At 42.5% G+C, this 23,276-nt stretch carries 16 protein-coding genes and 1 pseudogene; 14 read left to right on the top strand and 3 right to left on the bottom strand.

The window, feature by feature from the left end:
- Together Q0954_RS24535 and Q0954_RS24530 are read right to left on the bottom strand one after the other, a co-directional pair.
- Window positions 1-2,093 (bottom strand): annotated as a pseudogene (locus Q0954_RS24535) (hypothetical protein); the annotation flags it as partial.
- A gap of 294 nt (window positions 2,094-2,387) precedes the next feature.
- Window positions 2,388-2,945 carry a Pvc16 family protein gene (locus Q0954_RS24530; RefSeq protein ID WP_299461448.1) on the bottom strand — a complete coding sequence of 186 codons (558 nt, stop codon included), beginning with the start codon at window positions 2,943-2,945 and terminating at the stop codon, window positions 2,388-2,390.
- Window positions 2,946-3,364: 419 nt separating this feature from the next.
- On the opposite strand from Q0954_RS24530, the gene Q0954_RS24525 reads away from it, so the two are divergent.
- The 14 genes from Q0954_RS24525 to Q0954_RS24460 all read left to right on the top strand — a co-directional run bounded on the left by Q0954_RS24525 (window position 3,365) and on the right by Q0954_RS24460 (window position 22,049).
- The gene (locus Q0954_RS24525; protein ID WP_299461446.1) at window positions 3,365-4,705 is read left to right on the top strand and encodes a hypothetical protein; all 1,341 of its coding nucleotides are present in this window, start codon (window positions 3,365-3,367) and stop codon (window positions 4,703-4,705) included.
- Window positions 4,705-5,334, top strand: a complete 630-nt coding sequence (locus Q0954_RS24520) for a hypothetical protein (RefSeq protein WP_299461444.1) — start codon at window positions 4,705-4,707, stop codon at window positions 5,332-5,334. Before Q0954_RS24525 ends, Q0954_RS24520 begins: the two co-directional genes overlap by 1 nt.
- A 17-nt stretch (window positions 5,335-5,351) precedes the next feature.
- Window positions 5,352-5,984 carry a hypothetical protein gene (locus tag Q0954_RS24515; RefSeq protein WP_299461442.1) on the top strand — a complete coding sequence of 211 codons (633 nt, stop codon included), beginning with the start codon at window positions 5,352-5,354 and terminating at the stop codon, window positions 5,982-5,984.
- A gap of 6 nt (window positions 5,985-5,990) precedes the next feature.
- Window positions 5,991-7,244: an SEL1-like repeat protein gene (locus Q0954_RS24510; RefSeq protein ID WP_366916758.1), complete on the top strand. Its 1,254-nt coding sequence runs from the start codon at window positions 5,991-5,993 to the stop codon at window positions 7,242-7,244.
- 22 nt (window positions 7,245-7,266) lie between these two features.
- Window positions 7,267-8,631 carry an ATP-binding protein gene (locus Q0954_RS24505; protein WP_299461440.1) on the top strand — a complete coding sequence of 455 codons (1,365 nt, stop codon included), beginning with the start codon at window positions 7,267-7,269 and terminating at the stop codon, window positions 8,629-8,631.
- Window positions 8,632-9,001: 370 nt separating this feature from the next.
- Entirely contained in the window at window positions 9,002-9,295 is a 294-nt protein-coding gene (locus tag Q0954_RS24500; protein ID WP_299461438.1) for a GIY-YIG nuclease family protein, read from the top strand.
- Between the two features lie 151 nt (window positions 9,296-9,446).
- A complete protein-coding gene (locus tag Q0954_RS24495) occupies window positions 9,447-11,300 on the top strand; it encodes a serine hydrolase (RefSeq protein ID WP_299461436.1) in 1,854 nt (617 codons plus the stop codon).
- Between the two features lie 75 nt (window positions 11,301-11,375).
- Window positions 11,376-11,870 carry a hypothetical protein gene (locus Q0954_RS24490; RefSeq protein ID WP_299461434.1) on the top strand — a complete coding sequence of 165 codons (495 nt, stop codon included), beginning with the start codon at window positions 11,376-11,378 and terminating at the stop codon, window positions 11,868-11,870.
- Window positions 11,871-12,312: 442 nt separating this feature from the next.
- Window positions 12,313-12,489, top strand: coding sequence for a hypothetical protein (locus tag Q0954_RS24485; protein WP_299461432.1), 177 nt, complete (start codon window positions 12,313-12,315; stop codon window positions 12,487-12,489).
- A gap of 71 nt (window positions 12,490-12,560) precedes the next feature.
- Window positions 12,561-13,850, top strand: coding sequence for a lanthionine synthetase LanC family protein (locus tag Q0954_RS24480; protein WP_299461430.1), 1,290 nt, complete (start codon window positions 12,561-12,563; stop codon window positions 13,848-13,850).
- Window positions 13,851-13,907: 57 nt separating this feature from the next.
- Window positions 13,908-15,224, top strand: a complete 1,317-nt coding sequence (locus Q0954_RS24475; protein ID WP_299461428.1) for a serine hydrolase — start codon at window positions 13,908-13,910, stop codon at window positions 15,222-15,224.
- A gap of 20 nt (window positions 15,225-15,244) precedes the next feature.
- A complete protein-coding gene (locus Q0954_RS24470) occupies window positions 15,245-18,145 on the top strand; it encodes a triple tyrosine motif-containing protein (RefSeq protein WP_299461426.1) in 2,901 nt (966 codons plus the stop codon).
- A gap of 170 nt (window positions 18,146-18,315) precedes the next feature.
- Window positions 18,316-18,693, top strand: coding sequence for a hypothetical protein (locus Q0954_RS24465; protein WP_299461424.1), 378 nt, complete (start codon window positions 18,316-18,318; stop codon window positions 18,691-18,693).
- 80 nt (window positions 18,694-18,773) lie between these two features.
- Window positions 18,774-22,049, top strand: a complete 3,276-nt coding sequence (locus Q0954_RS24460) for a lantibiotic dehydratase (protein ID WP_299461422.1) — start codon at window positions 18,774-18,776, stop codon at window positions 22,047-22,049.
- Between the two features lie 459 nt (window positions 22,050-22,508).
- Here the strand turns inward: Q0954_RS24460 and Q0954_RS24455 are convergent.
- On the bottom strand, window positions 22,509-23,276 hold a 768-nt coding region (locus Q0954_RS24455), incomplete at its 5' end, for a DnaB-like helicase C-terminal domain-containing protein (RefSeq protein WP_299461420.1).

Genomic DNA, 23,276 nt, shown 5'->3' with positions numbered 1-23,276 from the left:
AAGTAGTCAGCGGGAGGGCTTGAGTTGCCGCCAAATACAGGGGTGAGTTTCACTGGGGTGCCATCTCCCGCGCAATAACTTCGGGAGGCATTGAATCCTACAATACTGAGCATGGGCAATGCTTCGATAGTAGTAGTAATTTCAGCACTTTTGGTGCAACCATTTAGGCTTTGGGTCACTTTGAGGTTGCCGCTGGTATTGCCCCACTTGATAGTGATCTGAGCTTGATTGCTTGCCCCCACAATTTGCCCATTTTCTACCTGCCAAGCGTAGGTGCTGCCACTTGCACTACTGCTGCTATTACCAAGGGCATACGTCACCGTTTCACCAGCGCAAGGGGTCAAATCTCCTACAATACTGGGTGTGGGCAGGGCAAAAACTTTCACTGCATAGTCAGTAATGGTAGTGCAGCCATTACGGGTTTGGGCAAGACGCAGGATTTTGCTCGTTCCTGCTACACTTCCTTTCTCCCACACCACCGCTACGCTTGCCTGACGATTAATCCCCCCTACAAAAGTAACTCCCCCTGCGGGTGCCGACCATTCAAACTCGTCGGTGGTGGCGGGAACGGTAGACACATAATTATAAATGGTACTGCCATCGCCACATACCTGGGTGCCCGCATTGCCTCCGGTAATGCTTTGAGCGGGTGGGGTGGTAATTTGAAATGCAACTTTGATGGGTACACTTGCCCCCACTTGGGTTACCTCGAAACGGTAAGCTCCAGCACCGTAGCGTTTATACAAGTCTTGGCTACTAAAAGTATAGCGGTAATCTTTGCCGCCACTAATTAGTTGGAGATTGAGTGGAATCACTGCATTTGTAGGACTATAAAGTCTTGCCCCTGATGGCGAGCTCAGGTTGGCAATGGTGACGGTTTGAGAAGCCGCTACATTGCTGCAATAACTTGTGGCAAGCCCCAATACCACTGCATCGGCATCGTACACGCTGAACGTAGCACTTACCGTTACTGTGCAATTGTTAATAGTGTAGTCATAATACACCTTGTAGCTCCTGCCCGGAAAAAGCAGCCCCGGATAGAGTTTGTTGCCTACTACTCCATCACCCCGAAGCACACCCACTCCCCCCGCCGGGCTGTTAGTCACGGTGATGTTTACGGGCGAAAAATCATCGTCGGGAAAACTAGTAGCGGGTAAACTTACCTTGGGATTGGGCGGAGCTGCCACCCGAATGGCTTTGCTTCGACTGGTGCTGCTCAGTGCACAATCATTCACGCTTTTGACCTGGAGCAGCTTGTTTCCCAGGCTTGCCGAAGTTGCCACATCCAAGGTGATGGTATTGTCGGCAGTGTAATACTCGTGTGCTGATACCTGTACCGCATGCGGATCATTGCTGGCAAGAAAACCCGCAGGCAACGTCCATAAATAACCTGTCACATCGGGCACCGGGTCGGCAGTATACACAAAGCCGTTGCCCCCGGTGCATACCACCCCAACGCCACTAATATTTGTGGGGGCATTGAGTGCGTTGCTGCTAGTTGTATTGATGCCTCGCACGGTGGCAAATACCTCATCGGGGTACAATCCCTCGAAATGGGCATAACCACTTACGGGCTTTAGTTGAGCTACTGTGCCTTTATTTTTACTTTTTGACCTCACCTCCAGCCCACTTAGTACAATGCCTGCTACCTTGGTGGCACCCACAAAATGGTAGCTTATATAGAGTTTGCCCGAATTGAGTGACACTGTTGGGGCAAGAAAATCGCCTGGGGCACCTGTGATAGTTACCTTGGGCAGCTTGCTTACCACAAAATCGGGGTGATCAAAGGCAAGCACTAAGGTTCCCTTGCCAATGGCAAACGACCCCACACTTTGCTCGCTGATGATGATGGGCGAAAGTACTACCGATTTGCCACTGTTGCAGGCATCTACCGGGTCGGCGGGAACAATGAATACTGGATCGGGATTTGGGCGGCTATCGTCTACCGCAGAGGTACTTTCTTCTATATAAGCAGTCGCAGCAGTCAGCGTGCTAATGGCAAAGCTGGTACCCTGCCCCCGAAGTTGGGTTTGGGCATAGGAGGGCTGGGCAAGGCCCCAGAGGAGCATGCAAAATAGGGTGAATGTTTTCATTTTTTTAGTTGATAGTTGGTAGTCAGTAGTCGGTAGATGACTTGAACTACCCTGAGTTGGGTTTAGAGTTTGATTTTATTATTAATCCATAGTTGGTAGCCTATGGTAGCTCCCGACTACCGACTCTCAACTCTTGACTTACTAAAAAACAGCACCTTGCCATTATGGGAAACAAATTTAATCGCTGTATAAACAATTGAAATGCGGCAAGGCACCGTGTATCCTGTATTCTTAAAGCCTTATTCGCTCAATGTTGTGGTGTAGTCGACAATGGTTTAATTGCTTGCTGGTAAACTAAAAACTATGCATCATCGACTGTGGGTGATGAACTAAGGGGCTGCCCACGCTTACACTACGCACTTTATAGAGCACCGAAGGCGCGTGTTTGGCTCCGGTCATTGTCCAGATGTAGCTGTTTTCGCGCAGGTTCTCGTTGGCAAGCTCAAACTGAAGGTACTCCACACTACCCGGCAAGTTGGGGTGAGTCAAGGGAGTAAACGTAGGGTATTGTTGAAAAAAGCCCAACACCGCATCAAGGTATTCCATCCCCTTAAGGTAATCTTGTTGGTCGCGTTGTTCTTCTTTTTCGTGCACTGATAACAGTAGCGTCAAATTGAGATGATAAGGTGCCCCAGGGTGGCTGGTACGGCTGCGTTGCACGGTGCGTTCTTCCTGAACATCGAGCAGGGTAATGACTACTTGGTTGAGCGCCGGGTCGAGGGTAGACTTTCCATCGCGGCTCACGAGTTTGTCTACTACCACACTAAAAGCAGTAAATGAGTTTTGCGAAAACTGACTTGCCAGGTGCTCGGTCAAGGTGCTTTGTAATAGTCGTAGTATAGGAGTTATCATTTGTATTATAGTTTAGATGGTTCTATTGCTTTATGGTTGGGCAAAGTCGCTTGTCATTGCCAACCGTTTGTAATTAATTGACGATGCAAGGTTAGGGAGAAAGGCAAGCGAAAGGCAAAACTTGGGCGTTAAAGTCCGTTAAAAGGAAATAAACGGTTTTTATAGTCATAACAAATCAAATAAAAATACAATTTTATTTGTGAAAAGATTAAAAAGCATCCTGAAAGGCTCTAAACAGTGATTTGAGAGAAGGAGTTGAATAGGGTGAAGTCGTTAAATTGTATTTTTAATATTGTAAATGGTATTATTGCAATCGATTAAATCCGTTTAACGCATTTTAACGTGGTTTTTTTGACTTTCGGCACCCCCTAAGTGTAGTATTGCGCTCGGAAAATTTTTATAAACTAAAACTAACCCACATGCCAACACATGCCGAACCAGAGCACGACTTGCAGCAGCAACATGAGATGCCACAATTTACTCACGATCAAATGCCTTTGCGTATAGATGAAGCGCTCAAAGAAAAACGCGACCCCGAACAAGTAGCCGCCCGTAAAGCCGAAAGGGAGGAGATAGTGAAACAATATAATGAACGACAAGCGCAAGCCAGGGCAAAAGTCCAAACAACAGAAACAGTGACTGAAATAAAAAAGCCCAACCTTGAGACCCTGATGAGTAAATACCAGGGAGTGGCGCTGGTACATCGGGTGTTCGCTCACTATAGGGTAGAAATGGGCAAAGCCAAAATGTCTGCCAGTGATAAACAAATACTTGCCCAAATTTGCCGCGATTTTCACCTGAAAGCGGTAGAAGGTGGCAACCGACTGACAGCAATGCCGGGAGCCTCGAAAGCTGCTTTAGCGTTTGGTTCTACCTTTAACAAATTACGCCGCAAACACGCCCGCAGATACCAACAACAAGTACTGGCAAAACAACAAACGTACACTAAACAGATAAACGAAGAAGAAAAGCAAAGGCTTGTGGCCGATATGCAACGCCATAACCAAAAGGAAAGGAAAACTAAGAGCAATCCCATGGACAAGAAAAAGGTTGATCCTGAAAATGAATATCAGGAAGAAAATAGTTTTTTGAAAAACTGGGGAGTATCTATTACGGGCAATGGACAGTTTCATGTAATAGGTGGAATGAAAGGTACAGTCAGAGGTAGTTTTGACATGAAAACATTTGCCAAATATGCGGGCATTGCCTTTGAAGGAGGCAAGTTGAAACTTACTTTGGGGGTGGTAAAAAAGTTTTATAAGGCATTGGACACGGTACTCAAGTCAAAAAAACAATTGGACGCCCTTAAACTAGCCGATGGGGTAGCACGAGGACTCAAACATTTGCAGTCTGCTGATGGCAAAAGCAAGCAACTAGGCGATAACGCCCGCGAACTCTTGGGGTTGAAACGAGGGCTGGATGAGATGATTATGGATGTGGTGGGTAACTTGACAGAGCAACTAAGCAGGCACAAACAAGAGAATGAAAAAAAGGCGATTAATGCTAGTTTTAACCAATTATTGAATAAATATCAATTGCCTTCCTTGGGTCATGAGTTATATTCTTATACAGGTGTCATAAACACACTTATCCAAAAACCTATGTATAAGCAATCTAAAAGGCATTTAGGGTATTTTGTAAGATTAAGAACAACAGACGGAAAGTATTACGATGATAACAGTGAACTAACTAATTACTACAGACCAGGGGCAAATAGCGAAATGGTAGATGTAGGACAACTAAACCAACAAAAGAAATAATGAGAAAGTATGCTTTACCTGCTTTGATTTGCCTTAATATAGGCATGCAAAGCTGTTTATCAATCAAAAACAAAACACTACAAAAACAAAAGTACCAGCATTTAAACCAAATAATAGAGAAATCTGTAGTTCAAAAATTAAGGTATTTTGATTTATCACTAGAGACCTTTGGCAAATACATTAAAACTCATGGTGGATATAATAAAGTTAGAAATGCCCAACTAAGTGACAATGCTTATTTAGGTCGTAAACTTAATACTATAATAAGCGATTTGACCAAAGTAAAATGGGCATTGGGTTTAGGGAAAATTTATCAAGAACACACAAGTACTAAAGAGTTTATCAATTCTCCACAAAACTATCTGTCAGCTAAATGGTTGGCAAAAACATTAAATAAATATTCCAAGCTTTTGACCGAGCACTTTCCACAGCACCTCAAAGATACTGCCTCTTGGAACAGACGCTATATAAAAACATTGCCTAAGACACAGCAAGAAAGACCACCCAGCTTTGCCACCTTTTATTTTAAAGGAGTAAGCCTGGAAGAGGCTATAGTAATATTGAGTACTTTACAATTAGGTATTACAAAAGAAGCATTGGAAATACAACATCAAATTTTAAAAGAGTAAAATAAATATTTAACAAAATGAAGAAAGCTTATTTATTATATCTAATACCTGTATTGTGTATAGCATGTAGCCCCCATAAAAAAGCAACACAAAAGTATTTTAAAAACCTCAAGTATGAACAAATTCACCAAGTGATGATGTATCCAATGATTTTGGCTAAACAAAAAGCAGATCAAGACTTAATGAATTTAAAGATCAAGGTAAAAGAGCAAGGAAATACCAAAGCTGGATTACATAAAATAATGTTGGCTGAGTATTTAAAAAAAGAGACAATGGATGTCATTGGAGAGATCACCAAGCGAACTATAAAGTTCTTACCATATAGCACTGATGAGGGAATATATACAGTAAAACAATTTTTGAGCAGCAAAAATAATTATTACTCTGCTCAAAGCTTGGCTAAAGCATTGAATAATTATACAAAACAACTTAAGAAAAGACACCGCAAGTATTTAAAAGATACTATTCCTTGGGCAGAACGTTATCTCCAACTAATCCCTCCTATTCAGAATAAAAATGCACCGAGTTTTGGGGAGTTTTATTTCAAAAATGCCTCACGACATGAAGCGGTACTTATACTTCATGCTATAGAGTTTGCCGTCTTAAAAGAAGCCTCAGATATATTTGAACGAATATCAAAAGCCAATTAGCATAAAATGAACAAAGCAGCAATTTTATATATGTCAATAATTTTCTTCTCAGTTTTTTTTAACACTCCATCTATAGGGCAAACCTCTCGCTTTGAGAAAGGAGCTCAAACAGGAGACGCTAGTGATCAATACTATCTTGCCAAAGCTTACAAACGAGGAGATAAAGTAAAACAGAACTTAAAAAAAGCGCGGTACTGGTATAAGCAAAGCAGCAAACAAGGCTTTCATAAATCAATGGTGGGATTGGGCTTGTGGTATTATGAGCAACACAAATACAAAAAAGCTTTGCACTGGTTTAGACAAGCCGCCCATAGCGATGACTTTATCGGACAGTATTACCTTGGGCTAATGTATTATCGTGGGTTAGGTGTAACACAACACAAAAAACAAGCTCAATACTGGTTTGATAAAAGCTTAAAAAATGGACAACTAAAATGGAAAGTCTGGTTAGCAAAAGGTGATACATTAAAAGCTTTACAATGGCATAAACAAAAGGCGAAAGAAGGGAAAACGCAATGTCAATTCTATTTAGCTACCCTTTATGAACAAGGGCAAGGTGTCACCCAAGATTTGAACAAGGCTTTTGACTTGTATATAAAAAGCCTTAAGTCGGTTAACTCTCCTGCTTATGCACTTTTGGACAGTTGGGAAGATATACCTAAAAATGTTTGGACAGTTTTTAGGCAAAAAGCTGCAAATGGGAACCCCGAAATGCAATATAAACTCGCTGAATTATACAGATGTGCTTATGCATATGAAAGGGCGCTGCCTTGGTTTGAAAAAAGTGCTTTACAAGGACATGCCGTAGCACAAACGACATTAGGAACAATGTATTCATTAGGGGAAGGTACTAACAAAAGTTATGAAAAAGCATTTCAATGGTATAAAAAAGCAGAAGCTCGGAATCGTTTTGCCCAGTTCAACTTAGGTATGATGTATTATGAAGGTAATGGCCTGCCAATAGATAAAAAACAAGCCCTGTACTATTTTAAAAAAAGTGCCAAACAAGGGGTGATTAATGCCCAGATGCTATTGGTATATACTTATGCCGTAGATTTTAAAAACTATGACCAGGCTTTTATCTGGTGTAGTAAAGCAGCAAAGCAAGGTAATTCGATGGCTCAATATCAACTAGCATTGTATTACCGTGAAGGTAAAGGTACTGAGGTTAGCCCTAAGCTAGAGAAATATTGGATGAAAAAATCTGCTGATAATGGCTACATAAAAGCAATAATTGAGATAGCTAAATACAAAGACTAAAGAACGTAAAATTAATCCAAACATGCACTCAATCAACATCGAAACATATCCACCAATGCTACAGTGGCTCGTGAGCTACCTCATAGTGCGTTGCCAACAAGTGGCTAAGCCTGACACGTCCCAAACTTTGCCCCAATGCCCTATTTTGCCAGAGGCTGAAGATGAATGGCTATTGCCTTTTAGCCCCGACGAACGCCTTGTCATTGCTATAGCTTTAGCCAATGCCAGCGCCCCCGAAATATGGGACCTATTGTTGGATACGGCTATAGATGCAGGGTTCGACGAGTCAGCTGTCAATCAATTAGGTTTGGTACAAATCCCTCAAACCAAGTATTTACAGGCAAGCGTGGGCACGGCACATTTTTTATTGGCTAAAGGTGACGAGTATCAGGCATTTTGGCAACTCTTTCTTCCCCAAAATGCCTTCCGTCGTTTAGGGGTACTTGTCTTGTCTGCCACTGATGTCCTACCTACTATAGACACGGTGCTACAGCTTAGCCCTCGTTACCAACACCAACTACTGACCCACACCCCTTGGCAACCCCAATATGGGGCAGGTTTTCCGGCAACCTTGCTGACCACCACCAAAACCTGGGATGACCTGGTGATGGACGAAAAAACGGAGATTTTGCTCAACCAAGCCCGCAAATGGGTGCACCACTACGACGAAGTATGCCAACAACCAGGCATAGTAGGAGCCAAAGGCTATCGTTTGCTGATGGCGGGACCATCGGGTACGGGTAAAACCCTGACTGCGGCATTGTTGGGGCAAACCGCAAACAAACCCTTGTACCGCATAGATGTGTCAAGCATCGTAGACAAATACGTGGGCGAAACCAGTAAAAAGCTACGCCAGGTATTTGACCTTGCCGAACAACACGACTGGATTTTGTTTTTTGACGAAGGCGATGCCCTTTTTGGCAAACGCAGCAGCGACACGGGTAGCAGCAACGAACGTTACGCCAACCAGGAAGTGGCTTATTTGCTCTACAAACTGGAAGAGTACCAGGGGATGATTTTTTTGGCGACCAACCACAAAGGGGCGATTGACCCTGCCTTTGAGCGAAGGTTTGACTCACTGGTGACTTTTAGCAAACCCGATGAAGGTACGCGTCGCCGTTTATGGCAACACTTTTTTGGGCAGACAAGCACGCTGGAGCTCGATCCACGCATTGCAGGCAATTGGCGCGAACTTGCCGAAGCCGCCCCAGTAAGCGCCGCCTGGATTGAGAAGTTTTTTCAGTATTGTGTGATGCAAACTACCGCCAAACGCGACCGCTACATCAGTGCCGAAGACATGCGTACCTACTTGCACTGGTTCAGTGCCGAGCGGGGCTACTTTGATGGCAAGGCACACCGTTTGTTTTTGCGGGAGTTGGTGGGGTAACAACCTCAAAGGCACTCAAGTCTTCCCGAACGAGTGAGGGAACTGGTACTTGGTATAACCAGTGTATGAGTGCTCCGGAGCTGATATGAGATCAGCGCCAGCTACTTCACGTGCGTTCAGTATGATCAGTGTACAGGTCTTCCCGAACAGGTGAGGGAACTGGTACTTGGTACAACCAGTGTATGAGTGCTCCCGAACTGATATGAGATCAGCGCCAGATGCTTCACGTGCGTTCAGTATGACTAGTGTACAGGTCTTCCCGAACAAGTGAGGGAACTGGTGTAAGATGGATGGCTTTTACTATAATCACAAGGAACTCAACGCCAGATACTTTACTGGCGTTCAGTATGACTAAAAAAACATAATAAAAATGAACGGCAATTACTTTGTGTATATCACTACTAACCCCAAGCGAACCACCTTATATATTGGGGTAACCAACGATCTGGTAAAGCGTTTGGAAGAACACGCTAGTCAGGCGGGGAACCCTAAAACTTTTACAGGAAGGTATTTTTGCTATAACCTAATTTATTGGGAACGTTTTGATACACCACAGGATGCCATAGATAGAGAAAAAGAACTGAAAGGTTGGCGCCGGGAGAAAAAAGAAGCCCTCATCAATGCGGAAAATCCACAATGGATATTTTTGAACGATGAGATTTAAAAAGCGAGGGTTTTGATAAAACAAGTCGTTCTCTACCAGATGTTTCACTGAGGCTCAACATGACACAGGGTAGCGGCCACTAGTCATGCTAAACAAATGAGGCAGATAAAATATAAACTTTACCAAGCAATTTTTATAATAATTCAATACAATGATTAATAGACTATTTTTATGCAGCCTTGCCCTTATGTTGTGGGCGGGTGCAACACGTGCTCAAACGAAGCAAAACTATAATTTGGATATAGAGCAACTAGATGCCCAAACTAAACAGCCCACAGGGTGGGACATGACTTTTAGTTATGGAGGAGCCAAAGGCTATATTGTAAAACCAGATGCACAAACCGTAAAATCGGGCAAATATGCCCTGACTATTTTACCCGATGCTAATAAGCCTGACCGGGACTTTGGCGCTTGTGCCTATGTGATACCTGCCAAGTACCAAGGGAAAACTATAGAGCTACGTGGCTACATGAAGCTAAAAAACGTGGGCAAAGATGGCCATGCCGGGCTTTGGATGCGCATAGATGGCGAAGAAGGAGAACCTTCTTTGGCTTTTGATAATATGCGCAAAAGAAAAATTAACGGCACCCGCGACTGGCAAGAATATAAAGTGAGCTTGCCCCTCTCTAAATATGCCCTTAAAATACATGTGGGTGGGTTGCTTACGAGCCAACAAGGGCAAATGTGGATAGACAATCTGAGGCTATACATAGACGGCACGCCATTGGCAAAGGTAGCTACGCGGGCTTACCCTCCCAAAGAAAGAAAACCCAGTATTTACTTTGAAATGAACAAAGCCAATGTGCTCAAAGAGTGGCAAAAGTTTGAAAAAGTGGTAGATACGATTAAACAAAAAGTACCCCACTTTGGCTTTTATGCGGCGCTGGTGCACCAAGGTAAAATTATTCGGGAGACAAGCAATGGGATGGCTGACCGCAAGAAAAAACTACCCATGTCTGCCGATGTGGTACACGCCTGGGGAAGCATTTCTAAGATGTTTACCTCCATTGCCATTTTACAATTGGTAGAAAAGGGTAAAATCAAGCTCACCGATCCTATTACTAAATATTTACCTGAGTTGGGCAAAGGAGTAGACAGTTTGGGCGGCATGCAAGCCATCAAAATACACCACTTACTCAACCATAACAGTGGTTATGACCGCAAGCCAGTATACAACGCCATTGCAGACAAGTTTCCTGAGTTTGAAAACCGAGTAGCAAACTCGAAAGAAATCAAACCATTTTTGAAATATGCCTCGCAGAAGTTTAGACCAGGGAGCAAGTACCAATACAACAATGGGGCTTATTCGCTACTGGGTATGGTCATAGAACGGGTAACAGATCGTAAATATATTGATTATATCAAACAGCATATACTGAAGCCACTGGGTATGAGCACCGCCCACTATGACAAAACACCCCAAAAGCTACAACCTTTGTTTGGCACCTCATATCGTCATAAAAAAGATGGAAAAATATCTACGGGAAGACCAGATGAAAGTGCAGGGATCAGAGAAGCCAATGGAGGGCTGAAAGCCAAGGTAGCAGACATGCTCAAGTTTATGGACTTTTTGAAGTTTAGAAAACGAACAAAGTATCTCAAACGCTACGAAAAGGTATTGCCAAGAACTGTTCTGGAAAAATATTATTTTGACCTCAACTTACAAGACAGTACTCAGTATACCCGAACTTATAAAACCACCCAGCATGGTTTTTATTTTGTAAATGGTTTTGTCAATACCTTGGCAAATGAAGGTACAAAAAACCAATTCGAAGTGATGGGGCATAGTGGGAGTGTTCATGGTTTTCTATCTAACTTTATTTTTAGAAAAGAAACCAAGGTTCCTTATGGAATTATACTGATGATAAATACCAGTGGACAAAGAGAAACACCCGAAAGAGTTGCCTTCGTTTTACTATACAATCAACTCAGGTATTTACTCAGAAACATCAAAATAGACTCAGGTAAAGTCAGCTGGAGAAAGATAGCAAAGCGCTATAAATAACTTTAAATACTCTCAAGGTTCTTTGACTTTGTTGTTAGAGAACCTGATTAGTTGAATAAAACAAATGCTTCTACTATGGAACAAGAAACTGTACTCAAATACAATATTTGGAAACAAATCATTTGGATGTTACTGGGTTTGTCTCTGATACCCGGTGCACTTTGGCTGCTGAGCTTGTACACCGATCAACTGGGCGGCTGGCAATACGATGCCTGGTGGATGCTTGCCTTGGGGGTGGTATGCGCTGTTTTTGCCATTTGGCATTCGGGGCGCACAAGTCATCGGTTTGTGCTGCGTTCTGAAGGCATCAGCATAGACTATGAGTTGTTTTACTGGCACCACATCAACGAGGCAAGGCTTACCCAACGAGGGCGGGAGTTGCCTACCCTTACGCTGTACCTAAAAGATGGTGAAACAGTGCCTTACCTGGTACAGCTGAGTGAGGCTCAATATGCGGTATTGCTCAAAGCACTAGAGACAGGACTGGGCGATAAGCTTAAGGTGAGCCCAAGGGCACGCAAGGCACAACGGGTAGAGGTAAATACCAATATTTATCATGATCCTGATTGAGGTACAAAATCCCCTCCCGAACAAGTGCCAGATGCTTCACATGCGTTCAGCATGACTAGTGTACAGGTCTTCCCGAACACGTGAGGGAACTGGTGTGAGATCAGCGACAGATGCCTCACGTGTGTTCGGTCTGACTAAGAGATAAACATTCAAATAATGCAAAAAAGCATTCAAAAACAAAGCAGGAGATTAAAAAAAACAATGTAGTTTCACTCGTTTGTTTTTATAAAAACACAAAATGTAATAGAAAAATATAAATATAATATATAATTATAAGCTTTTTAAAGTAGCCTTTAACGCTTTTTAACGCGCTATGTTTGGCTTTAGCTTGCATCGAGACGTAATATTGCATCGTCAATAACAAAGATAAGTGCCGCCAGTCAGGTGGTATAGTTGTTACACATTCAACTATATTAAATCACATTTTTAAAATTTCAGTGTTATGAATAACAAGAAAAACAAACTAACCATTAAGTCTAATTGGGATAAGAATTTGACGATTTCTGATAAGGAGATGGATGTTTTAAGAGGTGGGGTTAACGTATCATATTCTCCAGATTGTATATGCCCACCACAAGGAAAAGTAACAGACGGAAAGCCACCTCCTGAGGCACAATAAGATAAGCAAAGTCAAAGTGTAAAAACTTTGACTTTTTTATTTATTGTTATTACAAAGTAAAAACTCTTTTAATGATCCTAAAAGTAGTAAAAAAAATATTTTCAGACATCCATCGAGATGATCTACTCAACATTAGCAAGGAAGGAGTAGGTATTTACGGAGGAACTTCTGGTTTAGCCCTTTTCCTTACGCTGCTCTACCACTATGAGAGTAGTACAATAAAAAAAGAAGAGATACTTGAACAAATGACTAAACAAGTATCATATAGCCTGAATAATCTAGACAAGTTAGAACAAAATGCAGCACTTTCTGGGTATGCGGGAGTTTTATGGTTGTTGTTGGTGTTGAAAAAACAAGGCGTGTATGACGACCTGGATGAGTACATCGAGCAATTGACCAGAATTACTATTGAGTCTACCAAAAATGACCTCAAACACCATAATTATGACCTAATGCACGGGTTAATGGGGAAATTGTTGATACTAGGAAGGGCTCATAGAGCTATGCCAAACCCAGAAGTAAAAACTGCCATTGCTCAGACAATCAGTCAAGGTTTGGAGGCAATATTAAACGCCTCTGTTGTATTAACTGACCAACAAGAAGCCTACTGGCTGAGCCCAAGGTTACACGAAGATGTAGTATCAGTGGGGCTTGCCCACGGACAAGCAAGCTATATTTGGGCACTGTCTGCCATTTGCCAAGAAGGGAAAGCCTTTATTAACGCAAATATTCAGTCTGAAATTAAACAAACCATTCGCCAAGCCTGCAATTTTCTTACCTACCGCATGCTTACTGAGGAAGGTAATCAGACTCAAGTCAATTTACAAAACTACTTTTCAGTACATCAAGTTGTTCACCCCTCTACCCGCCATACCTTGAGCTGGTGCAATGGAGGTTTAGGGGTATGTATTGCTTTAAGCAAGGCAAGCGAGTTACTGGAAGACAACGCCATTGAAAAACAAGCCATTACCATACTCTCTGCGCTAAGCAAAATCAAAAAAGAAGATTCTAATATTTGGCAGGAGGGCAAAAATATAGATTGTGGAATGTGCCATGGTACTCTGGGGGTATTTTTTATTTTTTATATCTTGCACCGAAAGTTTGGTAGTATTGAATTCAAAGAAGCTTATGAGTATTGGCTAAATCAAGCGATGAACCATATTTGTTGGAATGAACCATTTTTAGGGATGAAAGTTTGCAGTGTTGATTATGTAAATGATACAAGAGTAATGCGTTGGGATTACATGAGTGGTTTACTCAATGGTGCGGCTGGTTATGGCATTATTCTCTTAAGTTATTATTTGTTAGAACAAGGTTGGTGTAATGAAGAAGATTTGGCTTGGTTAAATATTTTTATGTAAATCTATCCTTATTTTTAGCGAACCACCTTAACAAAACCATTGAAACTGATTTAAATCATGCAAAAAGTATTAAGTTATGGGCTACTTATAGCACTACTGTTCACCGTTTGCCTCCCTTTGCAACTAGGGGCACAAAACAAACCCATCAGTAAAAAAGAGTTGCTGAAGGAATGGCGCAAACTAGACAAGTTTAAAGAGTTTGTAAAAGCCAAACAACCCGATTTTCCTTATTATGTGGCGCTGATTTACAAGGGCAAGGTAATCTCAGAAAAAACAAATGGCTATGCTAATATTGAGCAAAAGCAGAAACTCAACAACAACACCATTCATAGCTGGGGATCAGTATCTAAACTCTTTATGACGGTGAGCATGCTCCAACTGGTAGAAAAAAACAAAATAAGCCTGGAAGACCCCATTACCAAATGGTTGCCCGAAGTAGGCAAAGGGGTAGATAGTTTGGGTGGTATGCAAGCGGTTAAGGTTTACCATTTACTCAACCATACTGCTGGCATTAGCATTAGAAAAGGCTTCTATATGGCTTATAAAAAAGTAAAAGCTTTAATGGAAAAGCAAGGCAAACCTTTCCGTTTTGCCACTATTGAAGAGTTTATCCCTTACCTAAAATATACTGAACAAAAAAGAAAGCCTGGGTCTAAATATCGTTATGATAATGGCGGCTACAGTTTGCTTGGAATCATTCTGGAAAGGGTTACCAAAATGGGGTTTAGAGAATATGTAAAACAAAACATATTTGAACCTCTTAAGATGACTAACACCTTTTATAGTATTGTTCCACAAAAAAAACTTAAATATTTAGAAACTCTATACGGTTGGTTTCCTGATGAAAAGACAGGTAAAATAAAGCTTTATGATAGTAAACACAATATCTCACAAGGTATGTCAGGACCTAATGGAGGTATCAGGTCGACCCCAAAGGATATGGTGAAATTTATGCGTTTTTTTAGGTTTAGAGATTATAAACCCGGAAAATACAAATACGAACACGTGCTCAAGCAAACTACTTTGGACAAGTATATTTATGATGTTAAGCTTGATGCACCTAATGAAAAACAATTTTCTATTGAATCAATCAACAAGAACGTGATTTGGTATAGAGTGTTAGGTGTTAATAGAAGAGACAGCAAAATGAGCAATAAGGTGAGTTATGGGCATAGTGGCAAAATCAGTTTTGCTCGCTCAAACTTTATGTTTAATAAAAAATATGCATTTGGAATAATTATGATGGCTACAATGGAAGGACAAAAAAATAGTGTCTCTAGGGCGCTGGCAAATCAACTATTACGAATGACTTTTTACTTTGCCTCAGAAGGAGGTTTCGGTAAATTAATTGACAAACTACAAGAAGACCAGTAAAAAAATAACATAAATTGGCTATGAAGTTCTTGCACATAGTACTGATAGTTGTTTCTTTTATCTTAAATATAAACATTTCTTGGGGACAAGAAGTTAGTGATTTTTTTATCAACCACCACACCAATAAAAAACATAAGATTCTAGCAAAACACTGTTATGATATCATAGAATACAGCAATAGTAAAATAATTATTACTGCCAACTACTATGGAATAAATTACCTTATAGGAAAAAAATGGAGACACCACCCTCTGGATAATCTATCACGTTTGCCTGCCAAATTTGATAGGCTGGTGACCGATCAGAAAATAAATAACAAATACTATATAGGTGGAGGTAATCAATGTGGCTTGTTTTACATCCAAGGAGATTCTATAGCTTATAAAAGTATTGTTAGCGCAACAGAAAATAAACAAAAGCTTGGTGGTGGGTTGGTTAAAATATATCAAACCAATGAAAAAGTATATTACCTGGGTAAATCATCTGGTGGGGTAATCTATGAAAAACTTAGCCAAACCAAAACTACTATAAGCCCTATTAGCAATCTCAATGCTAGAGTTACTTATTTTAAAGATCAAGGTCAAATCTACGCTAAAAAGCAAAGTGGGGAGGTTTATCTGCTTCGTGGTACTCGGTGGGTATTACAAAGCACCACCATTTTCAACCGCTTTAGGCTGAGGTATTACCAAAGACTCGATGACCAATTGGCAATAGGTATCAATGATAGCAATCAAGTCTACCTACAACAAGGCAACCAAACCAATTTCCGTCCAATTGAACAATTGACTCAATTAATTCCTTCTACAGAAGATACATTCATAGCAAAACTTAAGGATAAAGTTATTTATTTGGTTGTGGGCAGTAATTTATTAACTTATCACCCCACCACCAAAAAAGCAAGGGTTCTTAAAAACTTCAACCAATTGGTATTGCACGATTTTACTTTTGATGAACAAGGTAATGTTTGGTTAGGAACCAGCAACGGAGTGGTATATGTGGAACTACGGTCTGATTTGAAGGTGAAAGAAAATACCAATAAAATCTATAAGAGTTACCAAAGAGCAGGGGTCAGGTTTGATATTATTCAAGGTAGCAAACAAGTCAAAGTTTCTGAGGCGATAAACCGAAAACCAAGCAAAACCATTGCAGGCTTGGGTTATATACACAATATTGTGCTGCAAAATGAGCGTTACTTTGTTTGTACCCAAAAAGGCTTATATGCATTAGATAAAGAAACCTGGCAACCTACCCAAATATTGAAAGGCAATATTCAAAATATCTTTTTTCAAAAGGGTAATGATGATAAAGGTATGTTTTGGGTAATAGGGTCTTATGGGCTCAAAGTCTTCGACACAAAGCTCAAGCTTTTGGCTGAAAGAAAACTCAAAAGCAACAAGAGCATATTTGCTTCCATTCTACACAAACAAAACCTTTTCTATTCTACCAAAACCGAGCTTTTCAGGGTTAAGTTTGAGCTGAACAAAGAACAAATACAAAACTTTAGAATTGATCAAGTAAAATTTGACGATAAGGTGCGGTATGACTTTAGGCTGGAAATACACAACGATCAGCTGTACATTATCAATGCCAGAGGATTATTTGTTTTTAACCATAAAACAGGCATTGCCGAAGGGGTTAGTAGAAATATCAAGGGGCTTAAAAAAAACAAGTATGGTAACTATGACCAAGCTTTTTCTAACTTTTTAAAAATTAACGAAAAAGAGTATCTTATCAGCCCCGTAATGCTTAGGGAAGGGCTAACAAAAAGTTTTCCTGTCGTTTTGAATAAGGAGAACCCTCAAAGCTACACCATGAATTCTTATGGGCTCAAAAGAATTGGGGATGCTTATATTACCTGGCTATATCAAAGAGGCGATGGTATTATTGAACTCATTGGTCAAGATAAGATTATAGAGTATGACCATAGTAAGAAGAAAGAATACAATCAACCATTCAAAGCCTTTGTAAGAGAGGTGTCTTTTAAGAAAAAAATACAAGATTCTACCCGCAGCCAAAAGTTTGAAGATGAATACATTTATCACGGCTTTACTAAACAGCCCAAAACACTGGAACTCCCCTACCCCCACAACACCCTCACTTTTACCTACGCCAGCGATAGTTGGGTGGCTTATGAGCGTAATTTGTACAGTTACCAGCTCATTGGGCTTGACGACGATTGGTCGGATTGGAGCACCGAACAAAAGAAAGAATATACTCACCTGCGCGAGGGTACTTATACTTTTAAGGTGCGTTGTAAAAACATCTATGGTACCACTAGTTCAATAGACAGTTATACCTTTACCATACTCCCGCCTTGGCACCGTACTGCCTGGGCTTATGCTTTGTATGTACTCGCCGGGCTTGCTTTGCTCATTGGGGGCAGTTATGGTTATAGCCGTTATCGTAGCCGTAAACTCTACCTGCGTAATCAACATCTGGAATTGGTAGTGGCAGAGCGTACCGAAGAAATAAAAGTACAAAAGGAAACCATAGAAATTGCCAACGAAGAACTTACCAAGGCAAACCAGCGCCTGCGTGAAGAAAGGGATGAAAAAGTAAAGATTTATATGCAAGAAGCCACCGAAGCTGCCAACAAACTGCAAAAGGTGCGTAATACGCTCAACGAGAAAGGCATAGAGGCAGTAAAGCGGATGATTGGCAACGAGATAGAAGGAGTAGACGAGTTTGCCATTGTACGAGAGAAAGTACACCAAGAGTTTCCCGCCTTTGCCGAAACCATAGACCAAGCTTTTATTGATAAAAAAGTAACCAAATTGGTGTGGCAAGTGGGGCATTGCCTTAAATTGGGGATGTCGCCCATGGAAACGGGCGAGACACTATCTATTAGCAATCGGTCGGTGTCGGTGCATGGCACCAAGTTGCGCAAACTGGGAATATTAGAGCCTATCAAGAAAGCATAGCTTTTTAATGACGAATGGGTCAATTACGAATGGGCGCGAAGCAAGGCTTAAAACTATGGTCTGTTGATTTCAGACTAAGTTATAATCTGGCCATATTGAATTTGCTCAACCAGAGGACAATTCAACCATAATACAACGTAACTATCACTATAAAATAAAGAGGGAAAAATATGTCGTTAAACGCCGCTTATACACCCGTTCAAGAATGGACGGATAGCATTGTAAGGTTGTATGAAATAAAAGAGGCACTGGAAAAAAATGAGGTAGAGCAAGCCAAAACTTTGGTAGAAGCTGAAATAAACTCGAAAGGCAAATTTGCTGCGGTACAACAAAGGGTACAAAGACTTTACCCTGAATTTGTAACCACCATAGGCGAGATGCTTGACCAAGGTAAAATCAGTAAACTAATGTGGCAAATTGGCTACTGCCTTCAACTGAATATGACTCCGTTGGAAACCTCCAAAATACTCCGAACTACTAATCGGTCAGTATCAGTGATGGCTTGTAAACTGCGCAAGTTGGGGGTGCTGGAGGCGGTGAAGAAGTAGCCTTAAGAATTACGAATGGGTGCAAAGCAACTATGGTCTATCAACTACGGACTCTGGACTACTGACTAAAAAACTAACCAATGAATACATTCGAACCAGGTGATTTTTATGTATTGCGTACTCCATTGCTGGAACGCAGCTATTTGGAGCCTCCGGTGGGAGTTGCCCAAGGTATAAAGCAGGTGCGCCAACACCTACAAGCCGTCTATGCTTCGCCAGCTTTGCAACAAGCCTTATACATTGCCTCGCCTGATTTGTTTGCCCAGCTTGGCCGTTGGCACGCTTTGGCAGCACTGCCTGCACCCAACAAAAAGCAAAGCAAAGACTTGCAAAACCTGGAGCAAAAACTATGGATGTTTTTGGCAAGGGCGGCGTATCGTTGCACTCCCTTTGGCACTTTTGCTGCGGTTACCGTGGGTGAGTTTCGTTTGCAAAGACATAGCAGCCTGGCCCTGGATGGGCTTGGTTCCATGCGCACCTCGTCAAGGCTGGATATGGTGTATTTACTGAGGCTTAGGGCGGCACTAGAGGCAGATACAGAGGTAAGGGATCAATTGCTTTACTTCCCTAACAACACGCTTTACCGCAATGGAGACGATATGCTGTGTTCGTTTTTTGATGAGCAAACCTTGCAACATGTAGCTTCGTCGAAGGAGTTTAATGAGGTAGCCTGGGAGCTGTTTGATGCTTGCCGTCAGGCGGGGGGAATGCGCATACACGAAATGATTGCCCACCTGATGACCGACCCTGACCTGACCGAGGCAGATTGCCGCGAGTTTGTGGAGTATTTGATTAACCATCATTTGCTTATTTCTGAACTATACCCCCGCCTAAATGGTGAAGAGTACCTGGAACAATTGCACTCCAGCATAGCTCAAATACCTGCCGCTCAGGAGTACCTCGACATCATCAATCATATTCGTGGACAACTGGCGCTCATTGATGCCACGCCTGACCCTGCCCAAAGCCTGGGGCTTTATCAACAATTGGCAGGCTATCTGAGTGCCCAGCCTTTTGCTCAGCAAACCAAAGAAGAAACTGATGATGGTAGTAATGAAAACAAGACTTCCCAAAAAGAACTCATTCAGGTAGATTCTTTTAGGGATGAAAACGGACTGGAACTGAGCAAAACCGTGCCTCGCCACCTGGTACGTCAAATAGCCACTTTGATAGACACCGTAGGTGAGGTGCCCACAACAAAAGCAGACTTAAGTACCTTTGCCCAGGCTTTTTTTAAACGATATGAAAACGAAGCAGTGCCCTTGTTACTGGCAATGGACGAGGTAACAGGGGTGGGTTACCCTTATGGCAAACGCACTGTTGCATTGCCTGATTACCTCAAAGACTTGGGCGTAGTGATAGCTGAAGGAGGTGGGGCAATACCCCAAGCTACTGACCCCAAGGCCGGACAGACCTCAGCGCTGGATGCCTTGTTGGAACAAAAATACGTAGAAGCTTTGCAAAAGGGCTTGACTGAAATACGCTTGAGCAAAGCCGAAATACAAGGCCTAAAAGCAAGCAAACCCAAGGCAAAAGAAAAACAAGCACCACCACTTCCTCCGGCAATGGTGGCGATGGGTAAGCTGCTCTACCAGACACCCGACGACCTGGAACACAATCCCAAACAAGGCACCCCGCGCAACTTTCGCTTTCAGTTGTACCACGCCAGCGGTCCTGTGGTGGGCAATTTGTTGGGGCGGTTTTGTTATGGTAGTCCCTTGCTAAAAGAAAAGCTAAGTGCCACCCTTGCCCAGGTAGAACCCGATAATGACCGTCTGGTATACGCCGAGGTAGACCATTTGCCAGGTCAACGGGTGGGCAATGTAATCATTCGCCCCAGGTTGCGTGAGTATAGCATTGCCTTGGGTGGTGCCAATGCCAACGACGCTCACCAAATACCCGTGACTGATTTGTGGTTGAGTATGCCTGACGGCAAACGTTTGGTGTTGCACTCGCGGCGTTTGAGCAAACAAGTAGTGCCCCGAATGAGCAATGCCCATAACTACGCCCACAATGCCCACCCGCTCTATAAGTTTTTGTGCGACTTGCAATACCAGGAAGAGTACCGCCAGCTGCCCCCGTTCTTTAAGGCGCAGCGCTGGCAGCAAAGGAGTTATTTGCCTCGCCTGATCTACGATGACAGCTTGATTTTATCGCCCAGGCAGTGGCGGGTGAGCCGTCAGCTATTAGAGGCGGTGCAATTGCAAAAAAAGGAAGACCTTCATACCACCATTAGTACTTGGACATACAAAATAGAAAGACTGAGGCAACAATTGCGCTTGCCCCAAACGGTGCTTTTGGTAGAGTCAGACAATAAGCTTTACATTGATTTTACCCACCCTTTAAGCGTGGGAGTGTTTTTACAAAAGGTGTTTGCAAGTAAAGAAATCATTCTGGAGGAAGTAATAGAAGAGCACGTACCCAGTCAATCCTATAGCAATGAAATGGTTTTTCCGATCACTAATACTGTCCCACCAAGCCACAAGCAAGCCCCTGTACTTGCTGCCCAAACCTTGCCTCAAAATATACAAAAGAACTTTGCCTTTAGCAGTGAATGGGTATATTTTAAAATTTACCTGGGTGCCTTGGGCAGTGACCGACTAATTGTAGAAGACCTCTACCCACTCAGCAAAGAATTAAAAGATTCGGAGCACATTGACCAGTGGTTTTTTATTCGCTACAATGACTCAGACTATGGTACCCACTTGCGTTGGCGGTTGCACTTATGCCATCACCCCAAAGAGTTGGGCGAAGTGGTACAAGTATTTTCGCAAAAACTGCTGGCTCTAAAGCAACAGGGAAAGATTATCCACTACGTGCCCGATACCTACCAACGCGAACTCAGCCGTTACCTGCCTTATAATATGGCGCTAAGCGAAAAATGGTTTGCCTTGGACAGTGATTTTGTATGCCACGCCTTGGCTCTACTTGCCAAAGACGAAGCCACTAACGATACCCTCAAATCGGCACTTGCTGTAGCACGCATTGAAGCTTTATTGGATGCTTTTGATTTGCCCAAAGAAATCCTTGAAAAGATTGTTCACCAGGGTAGAGCAAATTTTAGCCGGGAGTTTGGTTTTGATGTACACCCCCAGGCACAACGCCTCAAAAAGGCGTTGGCAAAGCACACACTGCCTTCCTGGTTACCTCCGGCTTACCGCCTACTGTTTGATCAACTTACCGAACAGGAAGTGCCCCTTGCCCAACAGATAAAAGCCAACCTGCAACAACACGGGGCAAACGAAGCTCAACTCCGTTCGCTGCTCAGCAGCTACATCCACATGTTTAATAACCGCTTTTTTACTGGTGGGCAGCGGTTAGAAGAGATGTGGGGGTATTGGAGGTTGGAAGAATAAAATAAGCAGCCGATACTTTGCTTCTTATCTTTTTTTCTTTCTGTCTGCCCTTGCATTACCGACCTTGCAAGCTTGCCAAATTGTCCCTGAACCTTGCCAGGTTGTCAAGCTTACCTCGCCAAACTGTCCTCGAACCTTGCCAAATTAGCATGCTTAGCTTGACAATTTGGCATCATAATGAGTCACTTATATAAGTCAACTAATGTAATCTATAGTTAGTTAGATGCTGATTTTTCTTTTTTATTTAAAACATTTTTATTTAGTAGGTAGCTGCCTAACCCAGGACTTACCCCTGTTTCGCCCACACAGGCGCAACACGCGCCAAAGAAAAACGGGTGGAATAGTATTATAGATCACAGGTTATACCCTACACACCGCCCGTATTTTGCGTAACTATTCAAACGGCAGATGTACGCCTGATGAAAACTTACAGAGCAAGCCAAGCAAGCGTCCTCCTGTTTAGCCTGGCATTTTGGTCACAAAGTCGTTCTCCTGCCAGTTTTCAAAACGCATGCCTCCGTTGTCAAATTTGAGGGGAATCGTCTCTGGGTTACCATTGCGGTGCTTGGCAATGATGACCTCAGTATGTCCCTGGGTAGGCGCTCCGGAAGCATCTTCGGCAATACCATAATACTCATCGCGGTAAAGAAAGAGAATCAAATCCGCGTCTTGTTCCAAGCTTCCACTTTCGCGCAAGTCAGACATACGAGGGCGTTTGTCGGAACGTGACTCCAAAGCCCGGCTAAGCTGGGAAAGGGCAATCACGGGGATGTCCAGTTCTTTGGCAAGCTTTTTCAAACTAGCCGAAATGTAAGTTACCTCCTGTTCACGCGTACCAAACTTCATCCCACCAGTGGTAATGAGTTGCAAATAATCAATGAGTAGTAGCTTGATGTTATACATTTCCTTGAGACGGAAAGCCTTGGCTCTTAACTCCTGAATACTAATCCCAGCGGTTTCATCAATGAATATCGGGTGACTGGCCAGTTGTCTTACCTGATCGTTCAAACGTTCCCAATCTGCCGCTTGTAAGCTTTGATTGGTCAAGTGCTGATAGCTGTAATTAGCCTCTGCACAAGCCAGCCGCAGGTACAACTTGACAGACTGCATCTCCAGGGAGAATATCCCCACTGCCTGTTGCACATCAACAGCAACGTTACGGGCAATGGTGCACATCAAACTGGTTTTACCCACCCCTGGGCGAGCAGCCAGTAGAATCAGGTCGCC

The sequence above is a fragment of the uncultured Microscilla sp. genome (genome assembly GCF_947493425.1).
Taxonomy (GTDB): domain Bacteria; phylum Bacteroidota; class Bacteroidia; order Cytophagales; family Microscillaceae; genus Microscilla.
This window is presented reverse-complemented; position numbering and strand designations above follow the sequence as displayed.

Coding starts and splice junctions, on each gene's coding strand:
- Q0954_RS24505 (WP_299461440.1), top strand. CDS start 7,267: ATGCACTCAATCAACATCGAAACATATCCACCAATGCTACAGTGGCTC.
- Q0954_RS24460 (WP_299461422.1), top strand. CDS start 18,774: ATGAATACATTCGAACCAGGTGATTTTTATGTATTGCGTACTCCATTG.
- Q0954_RS24495 (WP_299461436.1), top strand. CDS start 9,447: ATGATTAATAGACTATTTTTATGCAGCCTTGCCCTTATGTTGTGGGCG.
- Q0954_RS24485 (WP_299461432.1), top strand. CDS start 12,313: ATGAATAACAAGAAAAACAAACTAACCATTAAGTCTAATTGGGATAAG.
- Q0954_RS24490 (WP_299461434.1), top strand. CDS start 11,376: ATGGAACAAGAAACTGTACTCAAATACAATATTTGGAAACAAATCATT.
- Q0954_RS24515 (WP_299461442.1), top strand. CDS start 5,352: ATGAAGAAAGCTTATTTATTATATCTAATACCTGTATTGTGTATAGCA.
- Q0954_RS24480 (WP_299461430.1), top strand. CDS start 12,561: ATGATCCTAAAAGTAGTAAAAAAAATATTTTCAGACATCCATCGAGAT.
- Q0954_RS24470 (WP_299461426.1), top strand. CDS start 15,245: ATGAAGTTCTTGCACATAGTACTGATAGTTGTTTCTTTTATCTTAAAT.
- Q0954_RS24475 (WP_299461428.1), top strand. CDS start 13,908: ATGCAAAAAGTATTAAGTTATGGGCTACTTATAGCACTACTGTTCACC.
- Q0954_RS24520 (WP_299461444.1), top strand. CDS start 4,705: ATGAGAAAGTATGCTTTACCTGCTTTGATTTGCCTTAATATAGGCATG.
- Q0954_RS24465 (WP_299461424.1), top strand. CDS start 18,316: ATGTCGTTAAACGCCGCTTATACACCCGTTCAAGAATGGACGGATAGC.
- Q0954_RS24525 (WP_299461446.1), top strand. CDS start 3,365: ATGCCAACACATGCCGAACCAGAGCACGACTTGCAGCAGCAACATGAG.
- Q0954_RS24510 (WP_366916758.1), top strand. CDS start 5,991: ATGAACAAAGCAGCAATTTTATATATGTCAATAATTTTCTTCTCAGTT.
- Q0954_RS24530 (WP_299461448.1), bottom strand. CDS start 2,945: ATGATAACTCCTATACTACGACTATTACAAAGCACCTTGACCGAGCAC.
- Q0954_RS24500 (WP_299461438.1), top strand. CDS start 9,002: ATGAACGGCAATTACTTTGTGTATATCACTACTAACCCCAAGCGAACC.